Source organism: Methylobacterium sp. AC315, assembly GCF_979253755.1.
In genome coordinates this window covers 1-24295 of sequence record NZ_CEEDEA010000041.1, presented here as the reverse complement: position 1 = coordinate 24295, position 24295 = coordinate 1, and the positions used below count along the sequence as shown (strand labels likewise).

At 69.0% G+C, this 24295-nt stretch carries 19 protein-coding genes and 2 pseudogenes; 18 read left to right on the top strand and 3 right to left on the bottom strand.

Translation table 11 applies throughout. The annotated features are described in order from the left end of the window. The 9 genes and pseudogenes from AC0IY0_RS28045 to AC0IY0_RS28005 form a co-directional block, all read left to right on the top strand. A pseudogene (locus AC0IY0_RS28045) lies at positions 1–81 on the top strand (CsbD family protein); the annotation flags it as partial. 73 nt (positions 82–154) lie between these two features. Next, the gene (locus tag AC0IY0_RS28040) at positions 155–538 is read left to right on the top strand and encodes a CsbD family protein (protein WP_419828621.1); all 384 of its coding nucleotides are present in this window, start codon (positions 155–157) and stop codon (positions 536–538) included. Between the two features lie 206 nt (positions 539–744). Continuing rightward, positions 745–1242 carry a YidB family protein gene (locus AC0IY0_RS28035; RefSeq protein ID WP_147908162.1) on the top strand — a complete coding sequence of 166 codons (498 nt, stop codon included), beginning with the start codon at positions 745–747 and terminating at the stop codon, positions 1240–1242. A gap of 139 nt (positions 1243–1381) precedes the next feature. Further along, positions 1382–2332, top strand: coding sequence for an N-acetyl-gamma-glutamyl-phosphate reductase (gene argC / locus AC0IY0_RS28030; RefSeq protein ID WP_471766338.1), 951 nt, complete (start codon positions 1382–1384; stop codon positions 2330–2332). Between the two features lie 117 nt (positions 2333–2449). Further along, positions 2450–2992, top strand: a complete 543-nt coding sequence (locus AC0IY0_RS28025) for a sigma-70 family RNA polymerase sigma factor (protein WP_471766336.1) — start codon at positions 2450–2452, stop codon at positions 2990–2992. Then, positions 2989–3780, top strand: coding sequence for an anti-sigma factor family protein (locus AC0IY0_RS28020; protein WP_471766335.1), 792 nt, complete (start codon positions 2989–2991; stop codon positions 3778–3780). The genes AC0IY0_RS28025 and AC0IY0_RS28020 overlap by 4 nt, the downstream gene beginning before the upstream one ends. A gap of 85 nt (positions 3781–3865) precedes the next feature. Continuing rightward, complete coding sequence (locus AC0IY0_RS28015; RefSeq protein ID WP_471766333.1) at positions 3866–4582, top strand: helix-turn-helix transcriptional regulator; 717 nt, start codon at positions 3866–3868, stop codon at positions 4580–4582. A gap of 83 nt (positions 4583–4665) precedes the next feature. Beyond that, positions 4666–4893 carry a DUF1127 domain-containing protein gene (locus AC0IY0_RS28010; RefSeq protein ID WP_471766331.1) on the top strand — a complete coding sequence of 76 codons (228 nt, stop codon included), beginning with the start codon at positions 4666–4668 and terminating at the stop codon, positions 4891–4893. 551 nt (positions 4894–5444) lie between these two features. Then, positions 5445–6131: a DedA family protein gene (locus AC0IY0_RS28005; RefSeq protein ID WP_471766329.1), complete on the top strand. Its 687-nt coding sequence runs from the start codon at positions 5445–5447 to the stop codon at positions 6129–6131. A gap of 695 nt (positions 6132–6826) precedes the next feature. Here AC0IY0_RS28005 and AC0IY0_RS28000 read toward each other — a convergent pair. Then, positions 6827–8242: a phosphohexomutase domain-containing protein gene (locus AC0IY0_RS28000; protein WP_471766328.1), complete on the bottom strand. Its 1416-nt coding sequence runs from the start codon at positions 8240–8242 to the stop codon at positions 6827–6829. 586 nt (positions 8243–8828) lie between these two features. Here AC0IY0_RS28000 and AC0IY0_RS27995 point away from each other — a divergent pair. From AC0IY0_RS27995 to AC0IY0_RS27960, 8 genes are all read left to right on the top strand, one after another. Continuing rightward, positions 8829–9848: an SGNH/GDSL hydrolase family protein gene (locus AC0IY0_RS27995; RefSeq protein ID WP_471766327.1), complete on the top strand. Its 1020-nt coding sequence runs from the start codon at positions 8829–8831 to the stop codon at positions 9846–9848. A gap of 116 nt (positions 9849–9964) precedes the next feature. Further along, positions 9965–10948, top strand: coding sequence for a GDP-mannose 4,6-dehydratase (gene gmd, locus AC0IY0_RS27990; RefSeq protein WP_471766326.1), 984 nt, complete (start codon positions 9965–9967; stop codon positions 10946–10948). A gap of 119 nt (positions 10949–11067) precedes the next feature. After that, positions 11068–11421 carry a hypothetical protein gene (locus AC0IY0_RS27985; protein WP_471766325.1) on the top strand — a complete coding sequence of 118 codons (354 nt, stop codon included), beginning with the start codon at positions 11068–11070 and terminating at the stop codon, positions 11419–11421. Positions 11422–11564: 143 nt separating this feature from the next. After that, complete coding sequence (locus AC0IY0_RS27980) at positions 11565–14843, top strand: glycosyltransferase family protein (protein ID WP_471766324.1); 3279 nt, start codon at positions 11565–11567, stop codon at positions 14841–14843. A gap of 382 nt (positions 14844–15225) precedes the next feature. Then, complete coding sequence (locus AC0IY0_RS27975; RefSeq protein ID WP_471766323.1) at positions 15226–18951, top strand: glycosyltransferase; 3726 nt, start codon at positions 15226–15228, stop codon at positions 18949–18951. A gap of 102 nt (positions 18952–19053) precedes the next feature. Next, positions 19054–19773, top strand: a complete 720-nt coding sequence (locus AC0IY0_RS27970) for a CatB-related O-acetyltransferase (RefSeq protein WP_147910474.1) — start codon at positions 19054–19056, stop codon at positions 19771–19773. 247 nt (positions 19774–20020) lie between these two features. After that, positions 20021–20221: a hypothetical protein gene (locus tag AC0IY0_RS27965; RefSeq protein ID WP_471766322.1), complete on the top strand. Its 201-nt coding sequence runs from the start codon at positions 20021–20023 to the stop codon at positions 20219–20221. 183 nt (positions 20222–20404) lie between these two features. Then, entirely contained in the window at positions 20405–20674 is a 270-nt protein-coding gene (locus AC0IY0_RS27960) for a hypothetical protein (protein WP_471766321.1), read from the top strand. 373 nt (positions 20675–21047) lie between these two features. Here the strand turns inward: AC0IY0_RS27960 and AC0IY0_RS27955 are convergent, their stop codons facing one another. After that, positions 21048–22499, bottom strand: a complete 1452-nt coding sequence (locus tag AC0IY0_RS27955; RefSeq protein WP_471766320.1) for a discoidin domain-containing protein — start codon at positions 22497–22499, stop codon at positions 21048–21050. A 275-nt stretch (positions 22500–22774) separates the two neighbouring features. On the opposite strand from AC0IY0_RS27955, the gene AC0IY0_RS27950 reads away from it, so the two are divergent. Further along, complete coding sequence (locus AC0IY0_RS27950) at positions 22775–24055, top strand: coagulation factor 5 8 type domain-containing protein (RefSeq protein WP_471766319.1); 1281 nt, start codon at positions 22775–22777, stop codon at positions 24053–24055. A gap of 99 nt (positions 24056–24154) precedes the next feature. On the opposite strand, the pseudogene AC0IY0_RS27945 reads toward AC0IY0_RS27950, so the two are convergent. After that, positions 24155–24295: pseudogene (locus tag AC0IY0_RS27945) on the bottom strand (polysaccharide biosynthesis/export family protein); the annotation flags it as partial.

Below are 24295 nucleotides of genomic sequence, written 5' to 3'. Positions count from 1 at the left end.
AAGGGCGAAGCGCAGAAGACCGTCGGCGACGCCAAGGACGGCGCCAAGAACCTCGCCGACAAGATCACCGGCAAGCATTGACGCAAGCGCTGCCGAAAGCGCGGGGGCGGCCGCCCGGCCGCTTCCGCCCCAGGGACCGAGACAGGAGCCTCACATGAACCGGGACGGGTTTCGCGGCGCCACGCGCCACCTCAAGGGCCGCGCCAACACCGCGCTCGGCGGCCTGACCGGCGATCCGGCCCGCCAGGTCCGCGGCGCGGTCGATCAGGTCGCCGGCGGGGCGCAATACGCCTACGGCCGCGCTCGGGAGCGCACCGAGGATCTCGTGGAAGAAGGCACCGAGTTCGCCCACGAAGCCCGCCGGCGGGGCGAACGGCTCCTCGACGACGGCAGCCGCTACGCCCGGGAGGCCCGGCAGCGTGGCACCCGCTTCGGCCGCGACGCCCTCGGCTACGCGGACGACCACCGCAGCAGCACCCTTCTCGCCGTCGCCGTCGTCGCCTTCGGCGTCGGCTGGCTCACCCGCTCCCCCCGCTGAACCGTCACGGAGACCCACGATGATCCGCAAGCTCCTCACCATCTTCGTTCTGCCGAAGCTGATCGCCTATGTCGGCCGCCGCTTCGCCGGCCGGTCCGCCGCGCCGACCCGCCGCCCCCGCTGAGATCCGCATCGCGGGGCCCGGCATCCGCCGACCGGGGCCCGCGCTTCCACGACGATGGGCGGCTACACGAGAGGACACACCAATGAGCAAGGGTTACCCCTCGATGACCGCGCTGCTGGGCCTACTGGCCGTGGCCGGCTACCAGAACCGCGACAAGCTCGCCGAGCTGCTGAAGGGCCACGACCACGGGACCAGCCCGGCGCAGGTTCCGTCCGTGCCGAAATCGGCCCCGACAGGAACCGGGACCGCGACCGGCGGGCTCGAGAATTTTTCCGGCCTCTCGGGCCTTTTGGGCGGCGCCGGGACCGCCGGCGTCGGCGGCCTGATCGCCAGCGGGCTCAGCGAGCTCGTCGACCACTTCACCAAGGGCGGTCACGGCGAGGCCGCCACCTCGTGGATCAACCACGGCGCCAACCGCGACCTCCCCGAGGCCGATCTCGAGCGCGCCATCGGGCCCGAGACCCTCGACCACCTGACCCGTCAGACCGGCCTGAGCCGGGCGGCGCTCCTGGCGCGCCTGTCCCGCGAGCTGCCCTCGGCGATCGACCGCTATTCGCCCGACGGCCGCCTGCCGACCTGAGGCCGGAACACCACGCGCCCGCATCGTCCCGGCCGCCCCGCGCCGGAGCCGATGCGGGCGCCGCCGTTGACAGGCGTGCGCGCAATGGTCACCTCCAGGACCTGACGGCCAGGCGTGATTCTGGCCTGAGAGGCGGATCATGGCGAGCGAAGCAGCGACGCGGCCCATCGTGTTCATCGATGGCGAGGCCGGCACGACCGGTCTCGGCATCCGCGAGCGCCTGGAGCGTGACGGCCGCGTGGCCCTGCGCAGCATCGCGCCCGAGCACCGGAAGGATCCGGAGGCGAAGCGCGCGCTGCTCGCCGAGGTCGATCTCGCCGTTCTGTGCCTGCCGGACGACGCCGCCAGGGAGACGGTGGCCCTGGCCGACGGCCTGCCCGGGGGCGGCCCGCGCATCCTCGACGCCAGCACCGCCCACCGGGTCGCCCCCGGCTGGACCTACGGCTTCCCGGAGATGACCCGGGAGCAGGGCGCCGCCGTGGCCCGCGCCCGGCGCGTGGCCAATCCCGGCTGCTACCCCACGGGCGGGATCGCGCTCCTGCGCCCCCTGGTCGAGGCCGGCCTGATCCCGGCGGATATCCCGCTCAGCGTCAACGCGGTCAGCGGCTACAGCGGCGGCGGCAAGGGCATGATCGAGGAGTACGAGCGGGGCGGCGCGGCGCCGTTCCTACTCTACGGCCTCGGCTTCGCCCACAAGCACGTGCCGGAGCTGCAGCGCTACAGCGGGCTCACCCGGCGGCCGATCTTCGTGCCGTCGGTGGGCAATTTCCGCCAGGGCATGTTGGTGAGCGTGCCGCTCCACCTCGACGCGCTGCCGGGCAAGCCCACGGCCGGCGACCTCGAGGCGGCCCTGCGCGACTGGTACGCCGGCCAGCCGCTGGTTCAGGTGCTGACCGGCGCCGAGACCGGCCAGCATCGCGAGAAGATCACGCCCGAGGATCTCAACGACACCGACCGGCTCGAGCTGCGGGTGTTCGGCTCGTCCGAGCACGGCCAGGCCGTGCTGGTGGCGCGCCTCGATAACCTCGGCAAGGGCGCCTCCGGGGCGGCGGTGCAGAATCTCGGGCTGATGCTCCGGCTCGACGCCTGATTTTTCGCCGATCCCGGGAATACCCGGGACGGCCTGACGGTTCTCAGTCCGGGGCGCGGAGCTGCGGGGTGAGCGGCCGATGGCGGCGCAGGATACGGACCCGGCGGGCGGCGGCGCATGACGACGCTCGCCCGTGCGCGCTTCAGCCAACTCGTCCTGCCCCGGCTCGACGAGGGCTACCGGCTCGCGCACTGGCTCACCGGCAACGCCACCGACGCCGAGGACGTGATGCAGGAGGCCTGCCTGCGTGCCTACCGGGCGATCGAGACCTTCGCGGAGGGCAACGCCCGGGCGTGGTTCCTGACCATTGTCCGCAACACCGGCTATTCGTGGCTGCACCGACACCGGCCCCGGACGGTGATCTTCGCCGAGGACCTCGCTCCAGAGGCCCGCGCGATCCTGGATGCAGGGAGCGTGCACGCCGAGGCGCCCGAGACGCCCGAAGCCGCGCTCATCGCCCACGACGAGGGCGGGCGCCTCGCCCGGGCGATCGACGCGCTGCCGGTCCCGTTCCGCGAGACGCTGGTGCTGCGCGAGTATCACGGCCTGAGCTACCGGGAGATCGCCGAGGTGACGGACGTGCCGATCGGGACCGTGATGTCGCGTCTCGGGCGGGCGCGCCAGCACCTGCTCGAACGGCTCGCAGGGGAGGGGCGATGACCGGCGGCGACGAGACCCTCCTGCTGCTGTGCGCCTACGCCGACGGCGAGCTGTCGCCGGGCGAGGTGCTGGCTATGGAGCGGCGCCTCGCGGCCGATCCCGAGCTCCGGACCAGGGCCGAGCGCCTGCGCGGCCTCTCCGGCGCGGTGCGGACCACGCTGGCGGCGGTGCCGCTCCCCGAGACCCTGCGCGGACGGATCGTCCAGGAGGTCGGGTTCGCCGACCCGGAGCCCCGCCGCGCAAGGATCAGCTCCTGGCTGAGCCCTCGGCTCACCTCTTGGCCGGCGCTCGCCGCGACGCTGGTGGTCGGGATCGCCCTCGGTGCCTCGCTCGGTGGCCTCATTCCCCCCGGGACCGCCGAGGCCCCGCCGCCACCGGCCGACGCCATCCTGGCCGGCCATCTGCGGGGTCTCGCCGCGCCGCAGCCCTACGATATCCCCTCCTCGGACGGGCACGTGGTCAAGCCGTGGTTCAACGGCCGCACCATCATCGCCCCCGACGCCCCCGACCTCGCCGAACGGGGCTACCCGCTGGCCGGCGGCCGGATCGACATCGTCGACGGCAAGCCGGTGCCGACCCTGGTCTACCGCCACGACCGACACGTGATCAGCGTCACCGTGGTGCCGGCGGCCGGCGATGCGGCGGCCGTCGAGGCGCGCCGGGACGGGACGTTCATCGAGCGCTGGAGCGCCGGCGACCTCACCTACTGGGCGGTGTCGGACCTCAACGCCCGGGACCTGCGGGGCTTCGTAGCGCTGTACCGCGCCCGGACCGGGCAGCCGCACTGACGAATTCGATCGGCGTCCGGGAATAACCGCGCGGGGAACCGGGTTCTTCATCCTGCCATCCGCTTCGATCCCATGAGGGCCGCGCGTGATCGTCAGTCCCGACCGCACCCTGCGCCCATCCGACCGGCACGCCACGCCGACGCCCGATCCGCCCCGTGGGTTCGGCGAGCCGCGCCCGGCCCGCGAACCGGCAACTCTGGAGGACGCGCTTTACCGGCTGGTCGAGCATCTCGAGCAGGGGGTGGCGGTGACCGACCGGTCCGGGCGCGTGCAGGTCCTGAACCGCGCCGCCCACGCCCTGGTCCGCCGGGGCCTGCTGCGCCTCCGGAACGAATACCTGTGCACCGGCACGCCCGAGCACGCCGCGGTGTTCGGCCAGCTCGTCGCCCGCTGCGCAACCGGCACCGGCGGCGCGCTTCGCCTCGCGGGGGAGGGCGGCACGCTCCTGATCGCCGCCTGCCCGATCCCCGGCAACGGAGTGCTGCTACGCGTCATCGACCCCGCCGCCGCCCCGCTGCCGGACCCGGGGGCGCTGCAGGAGCTGTTCGGCTTCACGCCGGCCGAGGCGGCGCTCGCCACCGACATCCTGGCCGGGCACGATCTCGCGGCGAGCGCGGCCCGGCGCCGGATCACCCTGCACACGGCGCGCGCGCATCTGCGCCGTCTGTTCGAGAAGACCGGCACCAACCGGCAGGCCGAGCTGATGCGCCTGCTCCTGCTGTGCCCGCTCCCCATCCCGGCCACCGCGGAGGCAAATCCGCAGCCAAATCGATTCTCGACGCAGCATCGCTCAAATGAGTGATGCGCGAACCGTAGAATAAAACGACGCTCCCATTCGTCGAATATCGACATCACATCAATATTTACAGCGGGGGAGAGCGCGATATGCTCGTCTCGATCTTGAGATCCATTCAGGTCCGGCGCGCGGCTGCGCGGACCTACCGCGTCCTCTCGGCGCTCGACGACGATGCGCTGCGCGATGTCGGCTTGGACCGGCGCACCCTGCGCGCGTTCTGCGACGCCGGCTGCCGCCACCACGCCGCGCTTCCGGGCAAGCCGGGCGCGGGGCTGGGGGTCCTGATGCCCGGCGGCCTCACGCCCGCCTGGCGGTGAGACCGCATGAGCCAAAGGATGCCGCGTGGCGCCTAGTGCTGGCCCGATTTACAAGCAAAAATTCGACAGCAGACTCCCCGCCTGTCGTCAGGGCGTCATCAATGGCCCACTCCGCCATCGGCAAGCTGAAGCGGTTTCACGGACGCGAACTGCGTTTCCGGGGCTCGAATTGCACGTGCTGGCGTGCTCCCACCGCGAGGACGGTCGTCGCACGCGGTGGGCCGTTGGACATAAATCGCCGAAGCCAACATCGGATGACCAGAGCCGGTCCCGGCTGGCCTACGCTCGGGAACGCTTGAAGTCTTCGGTTCAACTTTCTTACCTGCACCGATCCGACCTTCGACCCAACGGTGACGAAACCGGTGGTGAGCACTCGGGATCACGGGGCAGCGTCAACCTGAATCGTCGAGATGCTCTGGTCGAGTTCGTCGGACGATCGATGCGAGCATTTGCATTGCTCGCCGGGCGAAAGACGGGCTCTGCACGCTCTTTGCCCTGCCGTGGCCACCTTTGTCGTCGACAGCGTGTTCCCCGATCCGCGAGGCGACAGCATGTCTTTCCTGCACGAGCTGCCCATCGGCGACTTCGTCGCACATTACGGCTACATCGCTCTCTTCGTCATCATCACGCTGGAGAGCGCCGGCCTGCCGCTACCAGGGGAGACGGTCCTGCTCACCTCGGCGGTATACGCCGGCAGCACCGGCAACCTGAACATCGCCCTCGTCGTAGCGATCGCCGCGACCGCCGCGATCGTGGGCGACAACGCGGGATACTGGGTGGGACGCCGGTGGGGCCTGCCCCTGCTCATCAGCAAGGGCCACCTGATCGGCCTCGACCACGGCCGGCTCAAGCTCGGCCAATATCTGTTCCGTCAGCACGGCGGCAAGATAGTGTTCTTCGGCCGCTTCACCGCGATGCTGCGCGCCTACGCGGCTGTGCTCGCTGGAGTGAACCGTCTCGACGCACGCCGATTCATGGCCTTCAACGCGCTTGGCGGCGTCGCCTGGGCCTCAATCATGGGCTTTGGTGCTTACTTGTGCGGACGCTCGATCGAGAACGTCATGGGACCGGTCGGCCTTGGGCTGCTGGGTTTTGTCCTCCTCGGAGCTGTCGCGTTGTGGCTTTTCATGCGACGGCACGAGGCTCGTCTGATGCATGCTGCGGAGGCGGCGATCCCGGGCCCCCTGGTGCAGGAAACAACGGCGGGCGTGATAGCGCCGCGGACGGCGCAAGCGTAGAAGTTACCGCTTCCGTTTGATGTAGCTTGTCCAGCGTGGCAGGCGGTTCGACGGTCGATACAGGTTACTCCACCGCGGAGCCGAACTGCCACGGTCCCGCGAGCTTGTGTGCGCCTTCGGCGTCCCGATCCACTCCCGTGCCCTGGCGGGTGTACCGAGATACGGGCTGCCGCAGGATCGCGGGCATCTGCAGACGGAATTGCAGATCGCAGTTCGTCCAACCCACACAGCTCCAATTGTCCCGGCTTGGGGGCTCAGCATCACCGGAGCCCACTTAAGTCGTCAGGCCACGTTCGATAACCGCTTGTGGTCCCGTGCGTGACGCCAACGCAGCGGGACCGCACAAGGCTCGGCCTCCAACCGCACGACCCGGTTCGATCGCTGCCCGCATCGGGTCTGCAACAAACCCGGCTCGCTGGTTTGGTGCGCGATCACGCGACGCCAGTTGTCTGATGCCGAGACGACGATGGCGAGAACCGGCTGCGTCTCCTCAGTCGGCGCGACGGGTGACGAACGCGTGCCGGTCAGGCTCAATCGCTAATTTAGCGCGAAGCCCGGACCAACCGACATCGCAAAACGATGTCCCCGACCCTTCGGAGATCCTCTAACGATCAAACAGCGTGGTCGACCTAACCGCTCTCGAGATCACCGCCCACGCCGCATTGCAGGGCCCTTCCGAGTATCGGCCCCAGGTTTCAGGACTTCATCACAGCCGCCGCAGCCGCCAGTCCCCATCGGACGCGGTCTTGCGCTTCGGTCTCCGTCCGCGCTTCGGCGTAGCAACGCAACTCGGGCGCGTTGCCAGAGGCGCGGAAGTGGATCGTGCCTCCGCCATCCAGTCCGATCCGGATCCCGTCCTGCCGGTCGACCGATTGCGGCACACCGATTGGACTTAGGAACGCGCGGAGGAATGTTCCATCGTCCAGCCGGGCAAGGAAGCCGCTGCTACGCTCCGAAGGTGTGTCGGGCAAGCGATCGCTCGCCATCTCGCCGACGTCGAGACCGGCGATCAGGTCAGAGAGCGCTACCCGGGACGCCCGGGCGGCAGCAAGCGCCGCCAGGATCGGCAGCATCGCGTCGCGGGTCGGCAGCGCAGGCAGGACCGCGCCGTCGATCGTAACGTCCGATCCCAGCAGGAACCCGCCATTCGCCTCGAATCCAACCACGGTCCGCGCCCCGTCGAGCCGCGCACGCTGCATGCCGGCGATGACGAAGGGTGACCCCACTCGGGTCCGAACCACCTGCTCGAAGCCCCCGGAGCGCTCAAGCGCCGAACTTGCCGTAATCGGTACCACAACGGCATCGACGCCAAGGTAGCGCGCAGTGATGAGCCCGAGCACGTCGCCACGCACGATCCGCCCGACGCCGTCCGCGACCAGGGGTCTGTCGGCATCGCCGTCGGTGGTCACGAGTGCGTCGAACGTGCCGGACGCCATGGCCTCTCTGATGAAAGCGACGTCCTCGGGACGGTGCGCCTCGGTATCGATCGGCACGAATCGCTCCGATCGACCGATGGCCTCGGGGCGCGCCCCGAGTTCTCCGAGCAGGTCGACCAGAAGGTCGCGGGCGACCGAACTCTGCTGGTAGACGGCAACGCGCAGGCCCGCCAGGATGTCCGAGGCGAAGGTGCCACTGTAGCGCCGTCGGTAGCGGACGATCGCATCGGGCTCGACGGTCGGCTGGACAGACGCCACGACGTCCGCATCCGCAACCGCAACCGCCTCGAGGGCTGACAGGATGGCGGCCTCGTCGGTCTTGGTGATCTCGCCATCGGGCCCGTAGAATTTTAGTCCGTTACGATCCTCCGGGATGTGGCTGCCCGTAACCATGACGGCGCACACGCCGCGCCGCATCGCTTCAAGCGACAGAGCTGGCGTCGGTAGCGCGCCGCAATCAATCGCCCGGAAGCCTGCCGCAGCTGCGGCAGCCGCTACGGTCGCGGCGATACCCGGGCTGCTCGCGCGCAGGTCGCGCCCAATCACGACATCGCGGGCACCGCTGCCCGCGGCAACGGATCGAAAGAACGCGCTGGCGTAGGCGTAGCTCGGAGTTCCGACGAGGTCCGTGACGAGGCCCCGTAGACCGCTCGTGCCAAACTTCAGACTGGTCACGGCATTCCCATTTGCGTGCGCGCCCGGCTGCGCTTGCGCTAAGGATGCCGCAGATCGGGCGCCATCACAACGCTGCCAGCACCGGAGCGGCGAACCGTCGAAGGCCTGCGGTGCCGTTCGGTTTCCTGAGGGCACCCCTGTCGCCGCCAGCCCGTCGATCAGAGTAGGGCTTACACGACAAGAACGGCCGGCCGCAGGTGACGCCACCCGGCGAACGCGACATCGCTACGACCCAAGCGGAGCTGCAACTCAGGTCCGGTCAGGTCGGGGCAGCGCCTGCCTCGCGGTCCAGACCGCTGCGGCGGGCGATCCGCACAGCGCCGGAGGACGACGGTAAGGCCTGAGGTGCCGCGTTGATCGCGGATCCAACGCGATCCAATACCCGATCGGGTCTGATCGCGCCTCGGGTCGATCGCCCCGAAGGTCCGCCCGCTCCCGTCCGAATGTCGCCATCATGATCGCTACTGAAGGTCCGTCCATCCGTAGAACGCTGTTGCGCGGCGCGCTCGCGATGGCCGACCGGCTTTGAGCGCAAGACCCGGGACGCGGGGGCGGCTCCGCGACGGATGTATCCACGGGAACGCGTATGACGATCGATGCACCCGAATCCGCTGTCGACGCCGAGAAGCGAAAACTCGTCCGCCATCTCGACACCTTCGACGCGAACATCCGCTATCCAGCACCGTATGTCGGTTTCGCCGGCAGGCCGTCGTCGCAGATCTTCGAGCACGGCTGGCATTACGACGCGCTTGGATACCGCAATGACGTCGCGATTGGCCCACGAGGTCCGGGCGAAACCCTGCGGGTGCTGATTGTGGGTGACAGCACAATGGTCGACGGAGTCACTTTGAGCGACACCGTCCCCGGTCGCGTCCAAGCGACGCTGCGTGCGCAGGTCGGCTCGGGCGCCCACGTCTACAACTTCGGCGCGATATCCAGCGGTCTCAACCAGATGATCATGCTGGTGACGACCAAGCTTATCGACATGGAGGCGGATGCGGTCGTCATCCTAGCCGGCGGTACCGACATCTTCCAACCCTGGACCTTCGATCCGCGTCCGGGATACCCGTACAACATGTTCGCCATTGAGGGGATCTACGACGAGTTGTTCTCGCAGTCCCGGACCCGAGGAGCCCTGGATGATCTGAGCCAAGCCGCGATGCAGGATCTGATTTTTACCCGCCTGCACAACCTGCGTGCCGTGACGCGCTGGAAGGACCCTGCCTGGGAGTGGGAGGTCGTCCGGCATTTCGAGCTCGCAGTCGATCGCATCGGCCGCCTGGCCAAGGGGATCGGCATACCGATCCATCTCGTCCTCCAGCCGATGGTCGTGCGCAAAGCGCAGCTCTCCGATACCGAGCAGACCTTCGCGTCGAGCGAATTTTTGTCCTATCTCGATCGGCAATACGAACGGATCAAAACCGTGGTCGGCGGCTACCGCGACAAATTCGGAGCGCGTGCGTCATTCCACGCCCACGATCTCAGCGACCTGTTCTTCAAGACCGAGCAACCAATCTTCACCGACATCGTACACTACAACGACGTCGGCCGGCAGATGATGGCTGAGGCAGTGACCGGGTGTCTCGACCTACCAGCGACCGGCTGAGGCTCTGTCGAGCGGGCGCAACCGGGAGATCTGCCCGGATCGATCCTACTCAGCCGCCTTGACGTCACCCCAATTGCGGCACTAGCAGCCGGTCCTCATCGGGACGGGACGGTTTCATGACAGCCAAGCGCGCGCTGATCACGGGGATTACGGGCCAGGACGGCGCGTATCTGGCGCAGCTGCTGCTGCACAAGGGCTACACGGTCGCCGGCATCGTACGCCGCTCCAGCCATGCCGGGGTGTTCGACCACCGGTTGAAGTGGCTCGGCATCCTGGGCGATGTCGAACTCGTGGACGGCAACCTGCTGGACCAGTCTGCGCTGCTGCGGATCGTCCAGACCACCAAGCCGGACGAGATCTACAACCTGGCCGCCCAGTCCTTCGTCACCTCCTCGTGGCAACAGCCGTTGCTCACCGGCCAGGTGACCGGTCTCGGCGCCGTGCATATGCTCGAATGCCTGCGCTCGGTGGCGCCGAATGCGCGCTATTACCAGGCCTCGACCTCTGAAATGTTCGGGCTGATCCAGGAAGAGTGCCAGAGCGAGACGACGCCGTTCTACCCGCGCTCGCCCTACGGCGTGGCCAAGCTCTACGCGCACTGGATGACCATCAACTACCGCGAGAGCTTCGGGCTGCACGCCTCGAACGGCATCCTGTTCAACCACGAGAGCCCGCTGCGCGGCGTCGAGTTCGTCACCCGCAAGGTCACCGACGCGGTGGCCCGGATCAAGCTCGGCATGCAGAAGGAGCTGCGGCTGGGCAACATCGACGCCAAGCGGGACTGGGGCCACGCCCGGGACTACGTCGAGGCGATGTGGCTGATGCTGCAGCAGGAAAAGCCCGACGACTACGTCATCGCCACCGGCCGGACCACCACGGTGCGGGACATGTGCGTGATCGCGTTCAAACATGTCGGCCTGAACATCGACGACCACCTGATCATCGACCCGGCGTTCTTCCGCCCGGCGGAGGTCGAGGTGCTGCTGGGCAACCCGGCCAAGGCCAAGGCCACCTTCGGCTGGGAGGCGCAGACCAGCCTGGAATCGCTGATCACCGAGATGGTCGAGGCTGACATCAAGCGCCTCAGCGCCAACGCCTGAATGGACCCGCGGGGCAGATGGATGCGCCGGGAACGCAGCTGGCCCGCCGCGACGCGCGAGACTGGAGTTGGGCACCCACCTCATCCATTCTCCGGGGCGATCGGGCGAGATCGGACAGCATGACCACCGAACCCTACACCGTCGAAGACTATGCGTTCGCGCAGGCCGAGTTTTACACCTATCGGCGGACGCTCGCCGACTACGCCGCGCTTCTATCGGAGGCGGGCGCGTTGCTGCGTGAGTGCACGGACCGGGTGACGGTCATCGGCCTGGCGAGTCAGCCATCGGAAGACTCGGCCACGATCGACGGCCGGGCCCTGCCCGGGGCGGCAGACATTCAGCGCACGCTGGTGCGCTACCGCGGAGCCTACGATCGGCTGCGTGCGACCTGGGATGGGTTACCGCCCGCGGAACGCAGGGACCAGCGGCCGCCCCCCTCCGAATTGCCGACCCTGCAGCCCGCAGACTGGTAAGGACTCGGGCGGGGCCGGGGCCGCAAGTCTCTTCGTGGGCCGATGCCCTGACCTACGCCGCCGAAGGCCGAGCCCATTATCCGGCCGTTGCGGCGTGCCGGAGCCGCAGCTATTTGTTGCACCCCTCGACGAACCGGGACGACATGGACGCCTCGCCGCACTCCAACCTGCCAGCCCCAGACGGTTCGGGGATCGCGCCGGGGCGCCAAATCGAAGCCGACTCCACGGTCCGGGCGATCCGGGAATCCGGTCTGTTCGACGCCACTTGGTACGTCGCGCGCCATCCGGAGGCCGCCGATGATCCGCTCGCGCACTATCTCGCCCATCAAGACCGGCCTGGGCACGACCCGAACCCGCTGTTTGACACCGCGTGGTACCGGGTCCGCGCTCCGGATGCGGGCGGAAGCGCGCTCGCGCATTTCGTCGCGCTCGGGGCCGCCGCGAAACTCGCCCCGCACCCGGCCTTCGATACCGTCTGGTACCTCGCCTGCAACGCCGATGTCGCCGGAGCGGGGGCAAACCCGCTGCAGCACTATCTCGCCGAGGGCGGACGCGAGGGCCGCAACGTCCATCCGCTGTTCGACACCGCCTTCTACCTGCGCCAGCGCCCGGACGTGGCGGAGGCGGGCCTCAACCCGCTGCTGCACTACCTCGCCGACGGGGGCCGGGAGGGGGTCGACCCGCACCCGCTGTTCGACAGCGCGTGGTATCTCGCCCGACACCCGGAGGTCGCGGCTACGGGTGAGAACCCGCTAGTCCACTACTTGAGGACCGGGGCTCAGGCTGACTACGACCCGCACCCACTGTTCGACACGGCATGGTACCGCGGCTCGTTCCCCGACGCCGGCGAGAACGCGCTGCTCGACTATCTCGGGCGCGAGCCAGTGGCCGGCGCCGAGCCGCACCCGCTGTTCGACTCGCCCTGGTACCTCGATCAGGTGCCGGACGTTGCCGAGGCCGGGATGAACCCGGCGGTCCACTATCTCACCGACGGGGCGCGGGCCGGCCTCAGCCCGCATCCGCTGTTCGATCCTGCACACTACCTGCGGCAGGTGCCGGAGGCGGCCGACGCCCGGGCAAACCCGCTGCTGCACTACCTGAAGGACCGCGGCGGAGCCGACCCGCACCCACTGTTCGATGCCGCGTGGTACCTTGACCACAACCCGGACGCCCGCGGCGAGAACCCGTTGCTGCATTATCGCACCCGGGGGGCTACGCTCGACCCGCACCCGCTGTTCGACGCCGTCTTCTACCGTGCCCGCAATCCGGATCTCGTCGAGACCGGTCGCAGCCCGCTCGCCCATTTCGTCGAGGGCGGCGCGGCGGAGGGGCGCGACCCGCACCCGCTGTTCGACAGCTCGTGGTACTTGGAGCGCAACCCGGACGTCGCGGGCTCCGGTCAGAACCCGCTCGTCCACTTCCTGGGTGACGGCGGCCGCGAGGGGCGCGACCCGCACCCGCTGTTCGACGTCGACTGGTATCGCACCCGCGTCCCGGATCTCGGAGACGCCAATCCCCTCGTCCACTACCTGACGCAGGGCATCCGGGCCCGCCGTGATCCGAATCCGTTGTTCGACGCTGCCTGGTATCGGGCGCGCCACCCAGAACTCGGACCGGACGCCGACCCGCTGCTGGACTACGTCGAGCGCGGGGTGCACATCGGCTCCGAACCGCATCCGCTGTTCGACGGCGGCTGGTACCTGCGGACCTATCCCGAGCTCATCGACGGCCACGAGACACCGCTGCACCACTATCTGCACCTCGGCGTCGCGGAGGGGCGCGACCCGAGCCCGGACTTTTCGACCCGCTGGTACCTCGACCGCCACCCGGACGTGGCCGGCGCCGGCCTCAACCCGCTCGCCCACTTCGCCGTCGCCGGACGGGCCGAGGGGCGCTCGCCCCTGCCGCTGGAGACCCTCCACGCCCGGCGCGTCGCCGCCGAGCGCGTGGCGCTCGCAGGCGAGATCCAAGACCTCCATCGACACATCGGGCTGATGGTGCAGCAGCCGACCTTCGTCGTGCTGATCGACGGCGGCGACGCCGAGGCGACACGCTGCACGCGGACCTCGCTGGAGCGGCAGATCTATGACAGGGTCGTCGCCTGCCAAACCCGCAGCGCCGGCGTGGAAACCTTGCGAGATCGGGCGGATGCCTACCTGCTCTGGCTCAAGGGCGGCGATGAGCTGCCTCCGCGTGCCCTCTACGACCTTGCCTGCGACATCAACCGCGCGCCGGCGGCCGACCTGATCTACGGCGACGAAGAGGTCGCGGGTCCGCGCGGCGCCGTGCCGTTCTTCAAGCCGGGTTGGAGCCCGGACTACCTGGAGAGCTTCGACTATATCGGCAGGGCGGCGTGCTTCCGCGGCGCTGCGGTGGACGGCCTGCTGGCGGCAGCGCGCAGCGCCTTCGAGCTGACCCTGCACCTCGACGAGGCGGGCGCCCAGGTCCGGCACCTGCGCCGGATCCTGCTGCGCGGTCCGGACCGGCGCTTCGGGCAGGACGAGGACGAGCGCACCCTGATCGGCGAGCGGTTGGCGCGCACCGGCCGCACCCGCGCCAAGGTCGAGGTCGCCGCGGGGGCGCGACGTTACGCAGTGGCGCCCGGTCCGCGGGACGAGACCGTATCGGCAATCGCCCTGCTGACGCTCGGCCCGGCGGGCGAAGAAGCGCGCGCTGTCGAGGCGTTCCTCGGCCGGGTCGCGGCAATCCGGGAGGCGTCGAGCCACTCCGCCCTCGATTCGATCGCCGTCCTCGACCGCACGAACGGCCCGGCCGAGGCGGCGTTGCGGGAGGCCGGGTGCCGCCCGGTGGTCGCTCCCGAGGGCGGTCCGGTGCGGCGGCTCAACGTCGGCGCCCGGGCAGCATCGGGGGAGTTCCTGCTGTTCCTCGATTCAAACTTGAAACCGGTCGAACGCCACTGGATCGAGCGCATGGTGATCCAGTTCGAGAAACCCGCGGTCGGAGCGGTCGGAGCGCGCCTGATCGGTCTGGACGGGCAGTTCCGCCACGCCGGCATCGTAGCCCATGCTGGCATCCCCGAGCCTGTGCGCGAAGGCAACGGCGGGGCGGAGGGCTACTTCTTCAGCGCAGCGGCGGCGCGGAACTTCCTCGCCGTGAGCGGGGAGTGCCTGATGACCCGGGCCGAGACGTTCCGCGCGGCCGGCGGCCTCGACGAGGAGCTGGGCGCCGCCCTGTGGGATATCGATTACTGTCTCGGACGACGCGCGGCCGGCCTCCGGATCGTCTACGAGCCGGGTGCCGTCCTCGCCGATACGGTCCCGCGGCGCGCACCGCGGACGGGTGCCGGCGACGCCGCGCGGTTTGCTGAGCGTTGGGGCGCGCGGATCGCACACGATCCGTACTACAACGACGCCGTCCTACGTCTCGGGCCACCGAACTACGATGGATGGCCGCCGACCTGAGGCCTCAGCCCTCGAGTTTACGGCGCTGGCCGGTTCGATTAGTCCGCTCACCCAGATCAGATCCGCGCGGCGACCATCCGCCTTCCCAAAGTCAAGCTGACATGTGCCCGACCGACCCGATCTCTCCGATCGCGCCCGCCCTGGTCGCGGACCCGCCGCGTCCGCGCCGAGAGGTGGCGTGATGGCGCTGCGCTTTATCCTGGGCAGGGCTGGGGACCTGACCAGATTGGGTCGCCCTGTCGGTCGGACGATCGCCCGCAGCGGCGCCGGCCGCCTGATCGGCGCTGGTTGGCGCAGGGGCGGGGGCTTGCTAGGCGACCTCGACGGGCTGTTTCACCGCTGGGCCGGGGCACCAGGCACGCGCGCGAGCCGCAATCCGCTAGTGCGTCTCGCGGCTCGCGGCGGCCTGCCGCGGGCGACCGACCCGACCGCCGAAGCCGATCAACTCGCGCTGCTCGCGCCTCATTTCGACGCGGCGTTCTACGCGAGTTGGTACGGGATCGGCGGCGAGGCGGCGCTGCGTGACTATCTGCGCACTGGCTGGCGCCAGGGCCGGGACCCGCGGCCCGACTTCTCAACCACGGAGTACCTTGCCGCGCGCCCGTTCCTCCAGCGCGCCGATATCAACCCGTTCGTACATTACCTACGCGGCCTGCTCGACCGGGGCGTCGTGGCGATCCGGCCGCCCGACCTCCGACGTGCCACCCGCCTAGCCCGTCGCCTCGTCGATGCGGAATATTATCTGGCCGGTAACCCCGACCTTCGGGGCGCGGGCGTCGATCCGGCCAGCCACTACATGAGTTCGGGCTGGCACGAGGGCCGGGAACCGTCGCCCCACTTCGACACCCCGTATTACTGCCTCACCCGCGGCATCAGCTACGCCGCAGAGAACCCGCTGCTGCACTACATTCGACACGGCGGCCAAGCCTGCCCGCTGAGCGAGGATGAAGCGGTCGCGTTTCAGGTTGGCACGATCGCGCCGTACTTCGACGCCGGCTACTACCGCGGGAGCGGCGACGATCGCTCCGACGAGAAGCTTCTGCGCGCCTACGCAGCCGGCGAGTGGCGTCGGATGCGCAGCCCGCGCCAGGAGTTCGACCCGGCCGGCTTCGTGCAGGAGCGGGCTGAGAATCGCGCCGTGCGCCGCGATCCGTTCTTCCAATACATCGCCGAGACACTGCTGTCGGGCGGGTGGCCGTTCGAGGGCCCGGGCCGGATCAATTTTCCGGCGGTCGACGAAGAGTGGTACCGGGCCACCTATTCCGACATGCGCGGCGGCTTGCGGCCCTACACCCACTTCGCGAGCACGGGCTGGCGCGAGGGGCGCGATCCGGGGCCGCGGCATTCGACGCTGTTCACCCTGCTGCGCGTCTGCGGCTTCCGGCCGGAGAAGCCGCCGGTCGAGGAGACCGGCTGGATCGCCGAGATCGGCCGCGAGCCGGTCGACCCCGAAGCCTATCTGCGTCTCCAGGCAGCCCTGGCCGCGCTGCATTTCGACCATGCCTTCTACCGTCGACGCTACGGCGTGCCCGACGAGGTCGACGCGATCCGCGACTATTGCGAGCGCGGCTGGCGAACGGGGCGCAACCCGCGCGCGGATTTCAACGGGCAGCAATATCTCGATGAGCACGGCTCCGTGCAGGAGACCGGGGTGGCGCCGTTCGTCCACCATCTGGCCACTGCGCTGATGCTCGGCGTCGATATCGCGCCCGGCGTATTCGACCCGCGCTACGGCACCCCGCCCTCGGAGGCGGACGAGGCGCTGATGGACGAGGCTCTTCTGATGGAGCCGCACTTCGACGCCGACTTCTATGCCAAGCGCTACCCGGACGTCGCCGGCGCGCGCGGCGGCGCGCTCGCCCATTTCGTCGCCCACGGCCAGCACGAGGGCAGGCTCCCGAACAAGCGCTTCTCGTACGAGTTCTACGGCCGGGCCTACGGCCACCTGTTGGCGGCGGGCGAATCGCCGTTCCTGCACTACGTCCGCACCGGCCGCGCCGCCGGGCTGATGGCATGCCCCGAGGATCTCGGCACCTGGCCGCCCATGGAAGCCCCCGGGCCGGGGGAATGGGATGACCTCCTCTCCGGCCTGCCGATCGCGCAGGCCGAGGTCGTCGTGATCATGCCGATCTACAAGGGCCGCGGCGAGACCCTCCGGGCGATCCACGCCTGCCTGTCCGCCCCGCAAGTCACGCCGTTCACCCTTCTCGCCATCAACGACCGATCCCCGGACCCGGAACTCACCGCCGAGCTGGCCGAGCTGGCCCGCCGCGGCCTGTTCCACCTCGTCGAGAACGAGCGCAATCTCGGCTTCGTCCGCTCGGTCAACCGCGGCCTGTCGATGCGCCAGGGCCGGGCCGTCGTCCTGCTCAATTCCGACGCCCAGGTGTTCGGCGACTGGCTCGACCGGCTGGTCGCACATGCCGAGACGCGACAGCGGGTCGGAAGCATCACGCCGCTGTCCAGCAACGCCACGATCTGCAGCTACCCGAAGTTCAACGCCAACAACACCATGGCGCTCGAGATCTCCCGTCCGGAGCTCGATCAGGCGGCGGCGCGGATCAACCGCGGCCACGCCGTGGAAGTCCCCACCGGCGTCGGCTTCTGCATGTACATGACCGCCGCCGCGCTCGACGCGGTCGGCGTCCTCGACGAGGTCGCCTTCGGCAAGGGCTACGGCGAGGAGAACGACTGGTGCATGCGCGCCCGCAAGGCCGGGTTCTCGAACCTCTTGGCCGAGGACGTGTACGTCTACCATGCCGGGCAGATCTCGTTCGGGCTCGATGAGGGCGGCGAGTACGATCAGGGCCAGGCGGCGCTCCTGGCCAAGCACCCGGACTACCCGGCCGTGGTCGGCCAATTCGTGGCGGCCGATCCCGGCCGCCGAGCCCGGGCGCGGCTCGACCTGTACCGGCTGGCCCGGCACTTCAGCGGCCGGGCGGTGCTGTTCGTGACCCACAGCTGGGGCGGCGGCATCCAGCGGCACATCGAGGACGTGATCGCCCGTCTCCAGGGCGAGGGGACCAGCGTGGTGCTGCTCTCGGTCGACCGGGCCCGCAACATTCAGATCAACGTCTCGTATCGCAGCGGCGAGTATCTGTACCTGCCGAACCTGGAGAGCCTCTACCTGCCCCGCGATGAGGCGGAGATCGCCGCGTTCATCGCGCAGCTGGCGCCGCGGCTGATACACGTGCACTCGCTGGCGGGCCTGCGCTGGAGCGCGGCGCGCGCCTTGATGGATCTGGTCGCCGGATCGGGGCGGCCCTATGCCTGGACGCTGCACGACTTCTCGCCGGTCTGCCACCGCAATCATTTGGTCCAGCCCGACGGCACCTACTGCGGGCTCGCCACCGTGCCGGTCTGCCGCGTCTGCCTGGCCTCCGACGCGGACGGCTACGAGGAGCCGGATCCGGGCGAGCGTCGGGGCGTGTTCGGGCGGTTCCTGGCCGGGGCGGCGCGGGTGTTCGCGCCGTCGGCCGACACGGCCGGGCGATTGGCCGAGGTCTACCCCGATCTGGCGATCACGGTGCACCCGCACTTCGAGGCAGACCGCCGGATCCGCCCGGCGACCCGCAAGCGCGGGGAGGGCCGGCGTCGGGTGGCGGTGCTCGGGGCCATCAACATGATGAAGGGCGCGCGCTTTCTCCAAGCGCTGGCCACGGACGCGCGCGACCGGGATCTGCAGATCGACTTCACCATCATCGGTTTCTCGGACCCGGCGCTTCGGCCGGCCCTGGCGGCTGCCGGCGTCACCGAGTCCGGGCGCTACATGAGCGACGACGAGGCCCTCGACCTCACCGCGCGGTCGTTCGCCGACCTCGTGCTGCTGCCGGCGATCTGGCCGGAAACCTACTCGTACGCGCTGACACTCGCGCTGCGCACCGGCCTGCCGGTGGTGGCCTTCGATCTCGGCGCACAGGGGGAACGGCTGCGCGGCTATCGGCATGGGCACGTGCTGCCCTACGCCCTCGTGAACGACCCGGCCGCCTTCAACGACCACCTGTTGTCGGTCGACGTCTCGCCGCGTGGTCGGATACGGGGGCCGATCCAGGCCGCGGAGTACGACGATCTCCTGAGCGACTATTACGGATTGGCGTCCCTCTCGTGAGCGGGCAGGGCGCATGATGCCCGACCGAACCACCTCCCAAACCGGCGCCCGCACAGGGCAAGACTGCGCTGATCCCGTTTCTGCCGCGCGCGAGGACGCCGCATGATCTCCGTCAACGAGGACATGAAGCAGGAGATGCTGCGGCGCGGCATCTCGGTGCTGCATCCGGCTCCGTTCGGCCTGCCGGAGGATTGCACCTTCGAGCCGCCGTGCAGCATCAAGTGGATGGGGATCGATTACTGCCTCACCATGGGGGCGTTCTCGTACGCGGTGAGCGGCTACTATTTCGGCGCCGACATCGCCCGCTACTGCTCGATCGGCGAGAGCGTGCAGGTCGGGCGCGGCAGCCACCCGGTGCATTGCGGCTCGACCTCGCCGCTGTTCTACACGCACCATTCGGCGGTGTTCGACCACCACGATCCGCGCGCCGAGGATTACGAGATCTGCGGGCCCTACCTGTGGCCCAAGCGCGTGCGCATCGGCAACGACGTCTATATCGGCCACGGCGCCTTCCTGATGCCCGACATCACCATCGGCGACGGGGCGATCATCGGCGCCATGGCGGTGGTGACCAAGGACGTGCCGCCCTACGCGATCGTGGCCGGCAGCCCGGCCCGGGTGGTGAAGATGCGCTTCCCCGACGCGCTGATCGAGCGCTACCTGGCGGTGCGCTGGTGGCGCTACGCCTTCTGGGACCTGCGCCAGTGCTCGATCACCGACCCCGAGAAATTCCTCGACGCCGTGGAAGAGCGCATCGCCGGCGGGATGCAGGAATACCGCCCGGACCTGATCCCGATCCAGTCGCTGATCCCGGGCGCTTGAGGATTTGCGCGCTCCACCGCCGGGGATCGCGCTATGGCGGATGCCGAGGGTTTCGGCGGGTTCAGCGGGTTCCGAACGGCCACAAGACCGCGATCGCGGCGCTGAGACCCGCGCCGCGCCGGGCTCTGGGAAACCCTGACCTTGCCCGGACGCGGCGAGAGCGACAGATGTTGAAGCGACGCCGGCGCGTTGGCCGGCCGGCTTGGGGGCGCGACATGACCCGTATGGCGATCCTTCTGGGGCAGCGGTGACGGACCTGAACGAACCGACGCGCTCGGTCGTCGCCGAACGCCTGATGACGGAGCTGGGCGGCTTCGCCCGTCAGCTCGGCCTCTATGAGGGCATCGCGCGCGGCATCATCGAGACCGTGGTCGCCAGCATGCCGAATGGCTCCGACGATCAGATTGAGACCGAGGTCCGCATGCTGATGGTGATGACCTCGGCTTAGTGGCGGCGTGGGCTTAAGCGTGCGGGCGGATCCCTCGGCGCGTGGCGCTCATCTAGCGCAAAAACCCGTGCACATCCGGATCCCAGCGGTTCTGGAGCCCGAACCGGCGGGCCGAATTCGATCGTGGAGCGTGCAGGCTCATCGCGCCGCGAGTTTACCGGCACAGACGCTGGAGGGGTAAACATGGACTCACCCGAGACCCGGGCCGAGTGGAAACTCGAACTCGTCGCTTTCCTACTGCTTCAACTGAAAGGTAGCGATGCGGAGCGAACGAGCACGATCAACAGGGTCATCGCGGCGTTAGGCGCAGCCCACAGCGAAGGACTGCGCCAAGCGGCTTTGTTCTGCCGGGAGATCGGTCGGGGTTCGCCGCGGGATGAAAAGATCGCGAACGTGCTCGCCATCGGCATCGAAGAAATGGTTCAGCAAAACGGTCCGACGTTCAGGCGGTAGGGGGCTCCCGCGCCAGGACACCGGTGCCCGCAAGCCCGGCGGCGCTCACATCCGAATTCGCGGCCGCCGTCCAAATCGCCGCGCATGCGGGGGGTGAGGGCGGAGCGAGGCCGGGAGGCCACCCTGGTTCCGGGCTGATCTTGAGCCCGACCCACCAGAGGCCAGCGCGCCGAAGCGCCTGGCGCCCGCACCGACGGATACCAGCCGCTCGCGCTTGCGCGCGGACAGTTTCGCGATGGACGCTCGCGATCCGGGCACCCACCGACGGCTGCTCACAAACGACGAATCGACGTCGAAATCGGCGATGTCGGATTACGGACCGGGGCGTCCCGCAATGCCGCGAGCGGACGGGGATGCGGGTCGCTCGCTCGTATCAGAACGTCCCCACGATGCGAAGGTTCGCCTCCGGGTACTCGACCATCATGCGCCGCTGTTCGGGTGAGTTGTTCCAGCTGCCCGGTCGGATGTAGTCGCCCGCGTCGAACACCTCGACCACGTTTCCCACCGTCGGGATCTCCCGGAAGCCGTGATCGTGGCCATTCGAGAAGGACACCACGGTCTCGACCGCATCCGACAGGTAGCAGATCGCCGGCCCCAGCGTCCCGAAGCCGAAGACGAGATGCCGCCCGTTCACCAGGGTGGCGGTATCCTCGACGATGGTCCCGCTCTGGACCGAGAACGGGATCGCGCGCTCGGTGAGGTGGGCTTCGAGCGCGTCGATCACCGGATTCAGGCGGTTTTCATAGACGAGCTTGACCCGAGCGATGCGGCCCGCCTGCAGGAATCGCTCGATGACGAGGGTGTAGAAGGCCAAAGGCGGCTGGATGTAGGCCGCGTTGACCCAGGTGCTGAACACGTCACCGGAGCGGATGTGGATGATCAATTCGTCCGCGGGCTTGGGCGCGAACACCGGCGGCAGAAGGTTGTAGAGCGGGTGGATGATGGTCCGCACCGTCTCGCGCCTCTGGCTCGGCGTGAGCAGATCCCGGGCAAACCGCGCGTGGTGCTCCAACTCCCAAAACATGCCTTCCAGGAACCAACCACCCTCGGGCAGCGGGTCGGCGCCGGGCAGGAAGGTGAGGCCGCCGAGCTCAACCGGCTCCGTGCGCGCAACCACCCCGCTGGTGTCCCGCGTGGCGAGCTTGAAAAACCGGAGCCCGACCTTGCGGGCGACGGCGATCGCCATCGTGTGCTGCATCATGCCGTTGCCCAGCGCGCCGTTGAGCACCAGGGACACCCCGATCAGCGGCGCGTCGCGGGTACCCGGAGCCCCGACGAGGGCGTAGCTCATCGGCTCGACGGCCCCAGGCATCTCGGCGAGCAGCGGGACATCGAGCCCGAGCGCCTCGCGCAGCCCGATCAACTCGACGGCCGGCCGCTCGACGAAGACCTCGACCTGGCTCAGCACCAGGGCCTGACGCTCGTCGAGGGAGACCTTGACGAAGCGGGCCCAGACCAGGCCGCCGAGGGGAAGCTGGAGCGGGATCGCCTGCCCGCGCGCCCGAAAGTGCGTCAGCCCGGCGTGGATCAAAGTCCAGTTCACGCCATCGTCGGACACCTCGACCCGCAGGGTCCGGGCCGCCTCCCGGGCGTGCTCGCGTCGATTGTGGACCACGATCGCCGACAGTGGGTAGCGCCGTTCGAGATCCACCCGCCACCACCCCGGCTCGTCCCCGTCCGTGTGGGCGTTGTATTCCTGACTGAAATCGCCGTTGACGAGCCCCTCGGGGCCCCGCGGACACCATCCCGGCCGGGAACTTTGCGCCGCCGGCTTGCCGAGGGCGACGTTGACGAAGAGATCCGGATCGTCGAAGGGCGCGGTCATCGCGGGCGTCTGAGCAGGTGGCGCGTGCGCGGTCAACTGCGTTGTTCCCGGGCGATCGCGGCGAAGCACGGCCGCATGGCTTGCCTCACCAGGGGGCGGGCCGTTACGCGATCGCAGGCTCACGCGTCGAACGCGGGGGCGATGGATGAGTGCAGCGCATGGCAGCGACAGCCGATCGAAACGGGGAGTTGATCGATCTCGCGATCATTCGACAGCTCAGCCGAACCGCAGTCGGATCGACGACGGCGTTCGCCGAGGGAGCGGCCGCTGGCGAGGTGATCACGCTGCAAGTCGACCTCGGCGCGCGGTTCCCGATCCACGCGATCTCGCTGACCCGGCACCCGGCCCTGACCGAGACGGGACGGTCCGGGGAAGGGGGGGCGCTGCGACCGGCCTTCTCGTCTGACGGGTTGGACTGGTGGGAGCCCGGGACCGTGCCACGAGACGAGGGGGTCGGCGTGGTGGCCGGGATCACCGGCTGGGCTCGCCACGTCCGCGTCGCGTTGCCCGCCGCGGCCGGATCAGCGGAGGCGCGGCTGCACGTCTGGTGCGAGGCGGCCGCGCTCGACTTGATCAGCCTTCGCGCGCAACTCGGGCTTGCGTTCAACATCCTTCACGAGCACCCGGGCGCGGTACTCCACACCTCCTACAGCCTCATGAGCGTCGAGCGGCCGCGCTCGCGGACGCTCGCCGGCATCGCGCTCCTGGAGAACGGCGCGTTCGGCAATTGCCTGGTGCAGTACGCGATCGCGATCTCGGTGGCGCGCGCGCTCGGGCTGCGGCTCGTCAAGATCCCGAAGGTCGATCGGAGCCAGGCGATCTTTCTTAAAGAACGCCTGACCTGCGGGGAGATCACGTTCATCCCCGCCGACGAGCCGCTGCCGGACGACGGCTACTTTCTGACGGGCATGTTCTTCGATACGCCATTCCAGAGCATCGTCGCGGCCCGCGATCCGCTGCCGATGCGCGAGATCGTCCAGTCCTACATCCGGCCTGTGTTCAACGGCTTGCCCAGGGTGTTCCCGGCCAAGCCCGACGACCAACTGATCATCCACATCCGCTCCGGCGACATCTTCAGCACTTGGATCGACCCGAACTATCCGCAGCCGCCGCTGGCCTTTTACCGGATGGTGATCGAGCGCCTGCGCGCCGAGGGCCGCATCGGGTCGGTCAAGATGGTGTTCGAGAACCGGGCAAATCCGGTGATCCCGGCCTTGGAGGCTTACGTCGCGGGGGTGGGTCTGCCCCTGACGACCCAGAGCGGCACGCTCACCGACGACGTCGCGGCGATCGCCGACGGCCGCTATCTCGTCTTCGGTTTCGGCTCGTTCGGCCCCGGCGTCTGCCACGTGTCACAGCGGGTGGAGCAGGTGTTCTACTTCTCGTGCAACTGGCCGCAGGGCTTCCAGTCGATCGAGACGGTGGGCGAGGCGATCGAGGTCCGGGATGTCGGTGGCGGTTACATGAAGATCGGGGACTGGGCGAATTCGGAAGTCCAGCGCCGGCTGATGATCGAATACCCGGCCGAGAACTTGGCCTTCGACGATCGCATGTGACGATCGTCCCCGGCCGGGGGCGCATCGGGATTCCAGCCCACCTGCACCGAATCCAGAGCCCCATTGGCGCGAGCCGCTGATGCGACCTAGACTCACTGGCTACTTGGCGTAGGCGTAGGCGGTGGCCGCGGAGCTGAGCGGGCCGGTGACGCCGCTGAAGGCGGTCAGCACCTTCTGGACCTCGGTGAACGGGGCGTTCGAGACGTAGATCAGGTCGCGGTTGCGCATGCGGAACGCCTG

Bases quoted from the DNA above. Each gene is read 5' to 3' on its own strand.
- AC0IY0_RS27995 (WP_471766327.1), top strand. From the start codon at position 8,829: ATGACGATCGATGCACCCGAATCCGCTGTCGACGCCGAGAAGCGAAAA.
- gmd (WP_471766326.1), top strand. From the start codon at position 9,965: ATGACAGCCAAGCGCGCGCTGATCACGGGGATTACGGGCCAGGACGGC.
- AC0IY0_RS28010 (WP_471766331.1), top strand. From the start codon at position 4,666: ATGCTCGTCTCGATCTTGAGATCCATTCAGGTCCGGCGCGCGGCTGCG.
- AC0IY0_RS28040 (WP_419828621.1), top strand. From the start codon at position 155: ATGAACCGGGACGGGTTTCGCGGCGCCACGCGCCACCTCAAGGGCCGC.
- AC0IY0_RS28020 (WP_471766335.1), top strand. From the start codon at position 2,989: ATGACCGGCGGCGACGAGACCCTCCTGCTGCTGTGCGCCTACGCCGAC.
- AC0IY0_RS28035 (WP_147908162.1), top strand. From the start codon at position 745: ATGAGCAAGGGTTACCCCTCGATGACCGCGCTGCTGGGCCTACTGGCC.
- AC0IY0_RS27970 (WP_147910474.1), top strand. From the start codon at position 19,054: ATGATCTCCGTCAACGAGGACATGAAGCAGGAGATGCTGCGGCGCGGC.
- argC (WP_471766338.1), top strand. From the start codon at position 1,382: ATGGCGAGCGAAGCAGCGACGCGGCCCATCGTGTTCATCGATGGCGAG.
- AC0IY0_RS28025 (WP_471766336.1), top strand. From the start codon at position 2,450: ATGACGACGCTCGCCCGTGCGCGCTTCAGCCAACTCGTCCTGCCCCGG.
- AC0IY0_RS27985 (WP_471766325.1), top strand. From the start codon at position 11,068: ATGACCACCGAACCCTACACCGTCGAAGACTATGCGTTCGCGCAGGCC.
- AC0IY0_RS27960 (WP_471766321.1), top strand. From the start codon at position 20,405: ATGGACTCACCCGAGACCCGGGCCGAGTGGAAACTCGAACTCGTCGCT.
- AC0IY0_RS27955 (WP_471766320.1), bottom strand. From the start codon at position 22,499: ATGACCGCGCCCTTCGACGATCCGGATCTCTTCGTCAACGTCGCCCTC.
- AC0IY0_RS27980 (WP_471766324.1), top strand. From the start codon at position 11,565: ATGGACGCCTCGCCGCACTCCAACCTGCCAGCCCCAGACGGTTCGGGG.
- AC0IY0_RS28005 (WP_471766329.1), top strand. From the start codon at position 5,445: ATGTCTTTCCTGCACGAGCTGCCCATCGGCGACTTCGTCGCACATTAC.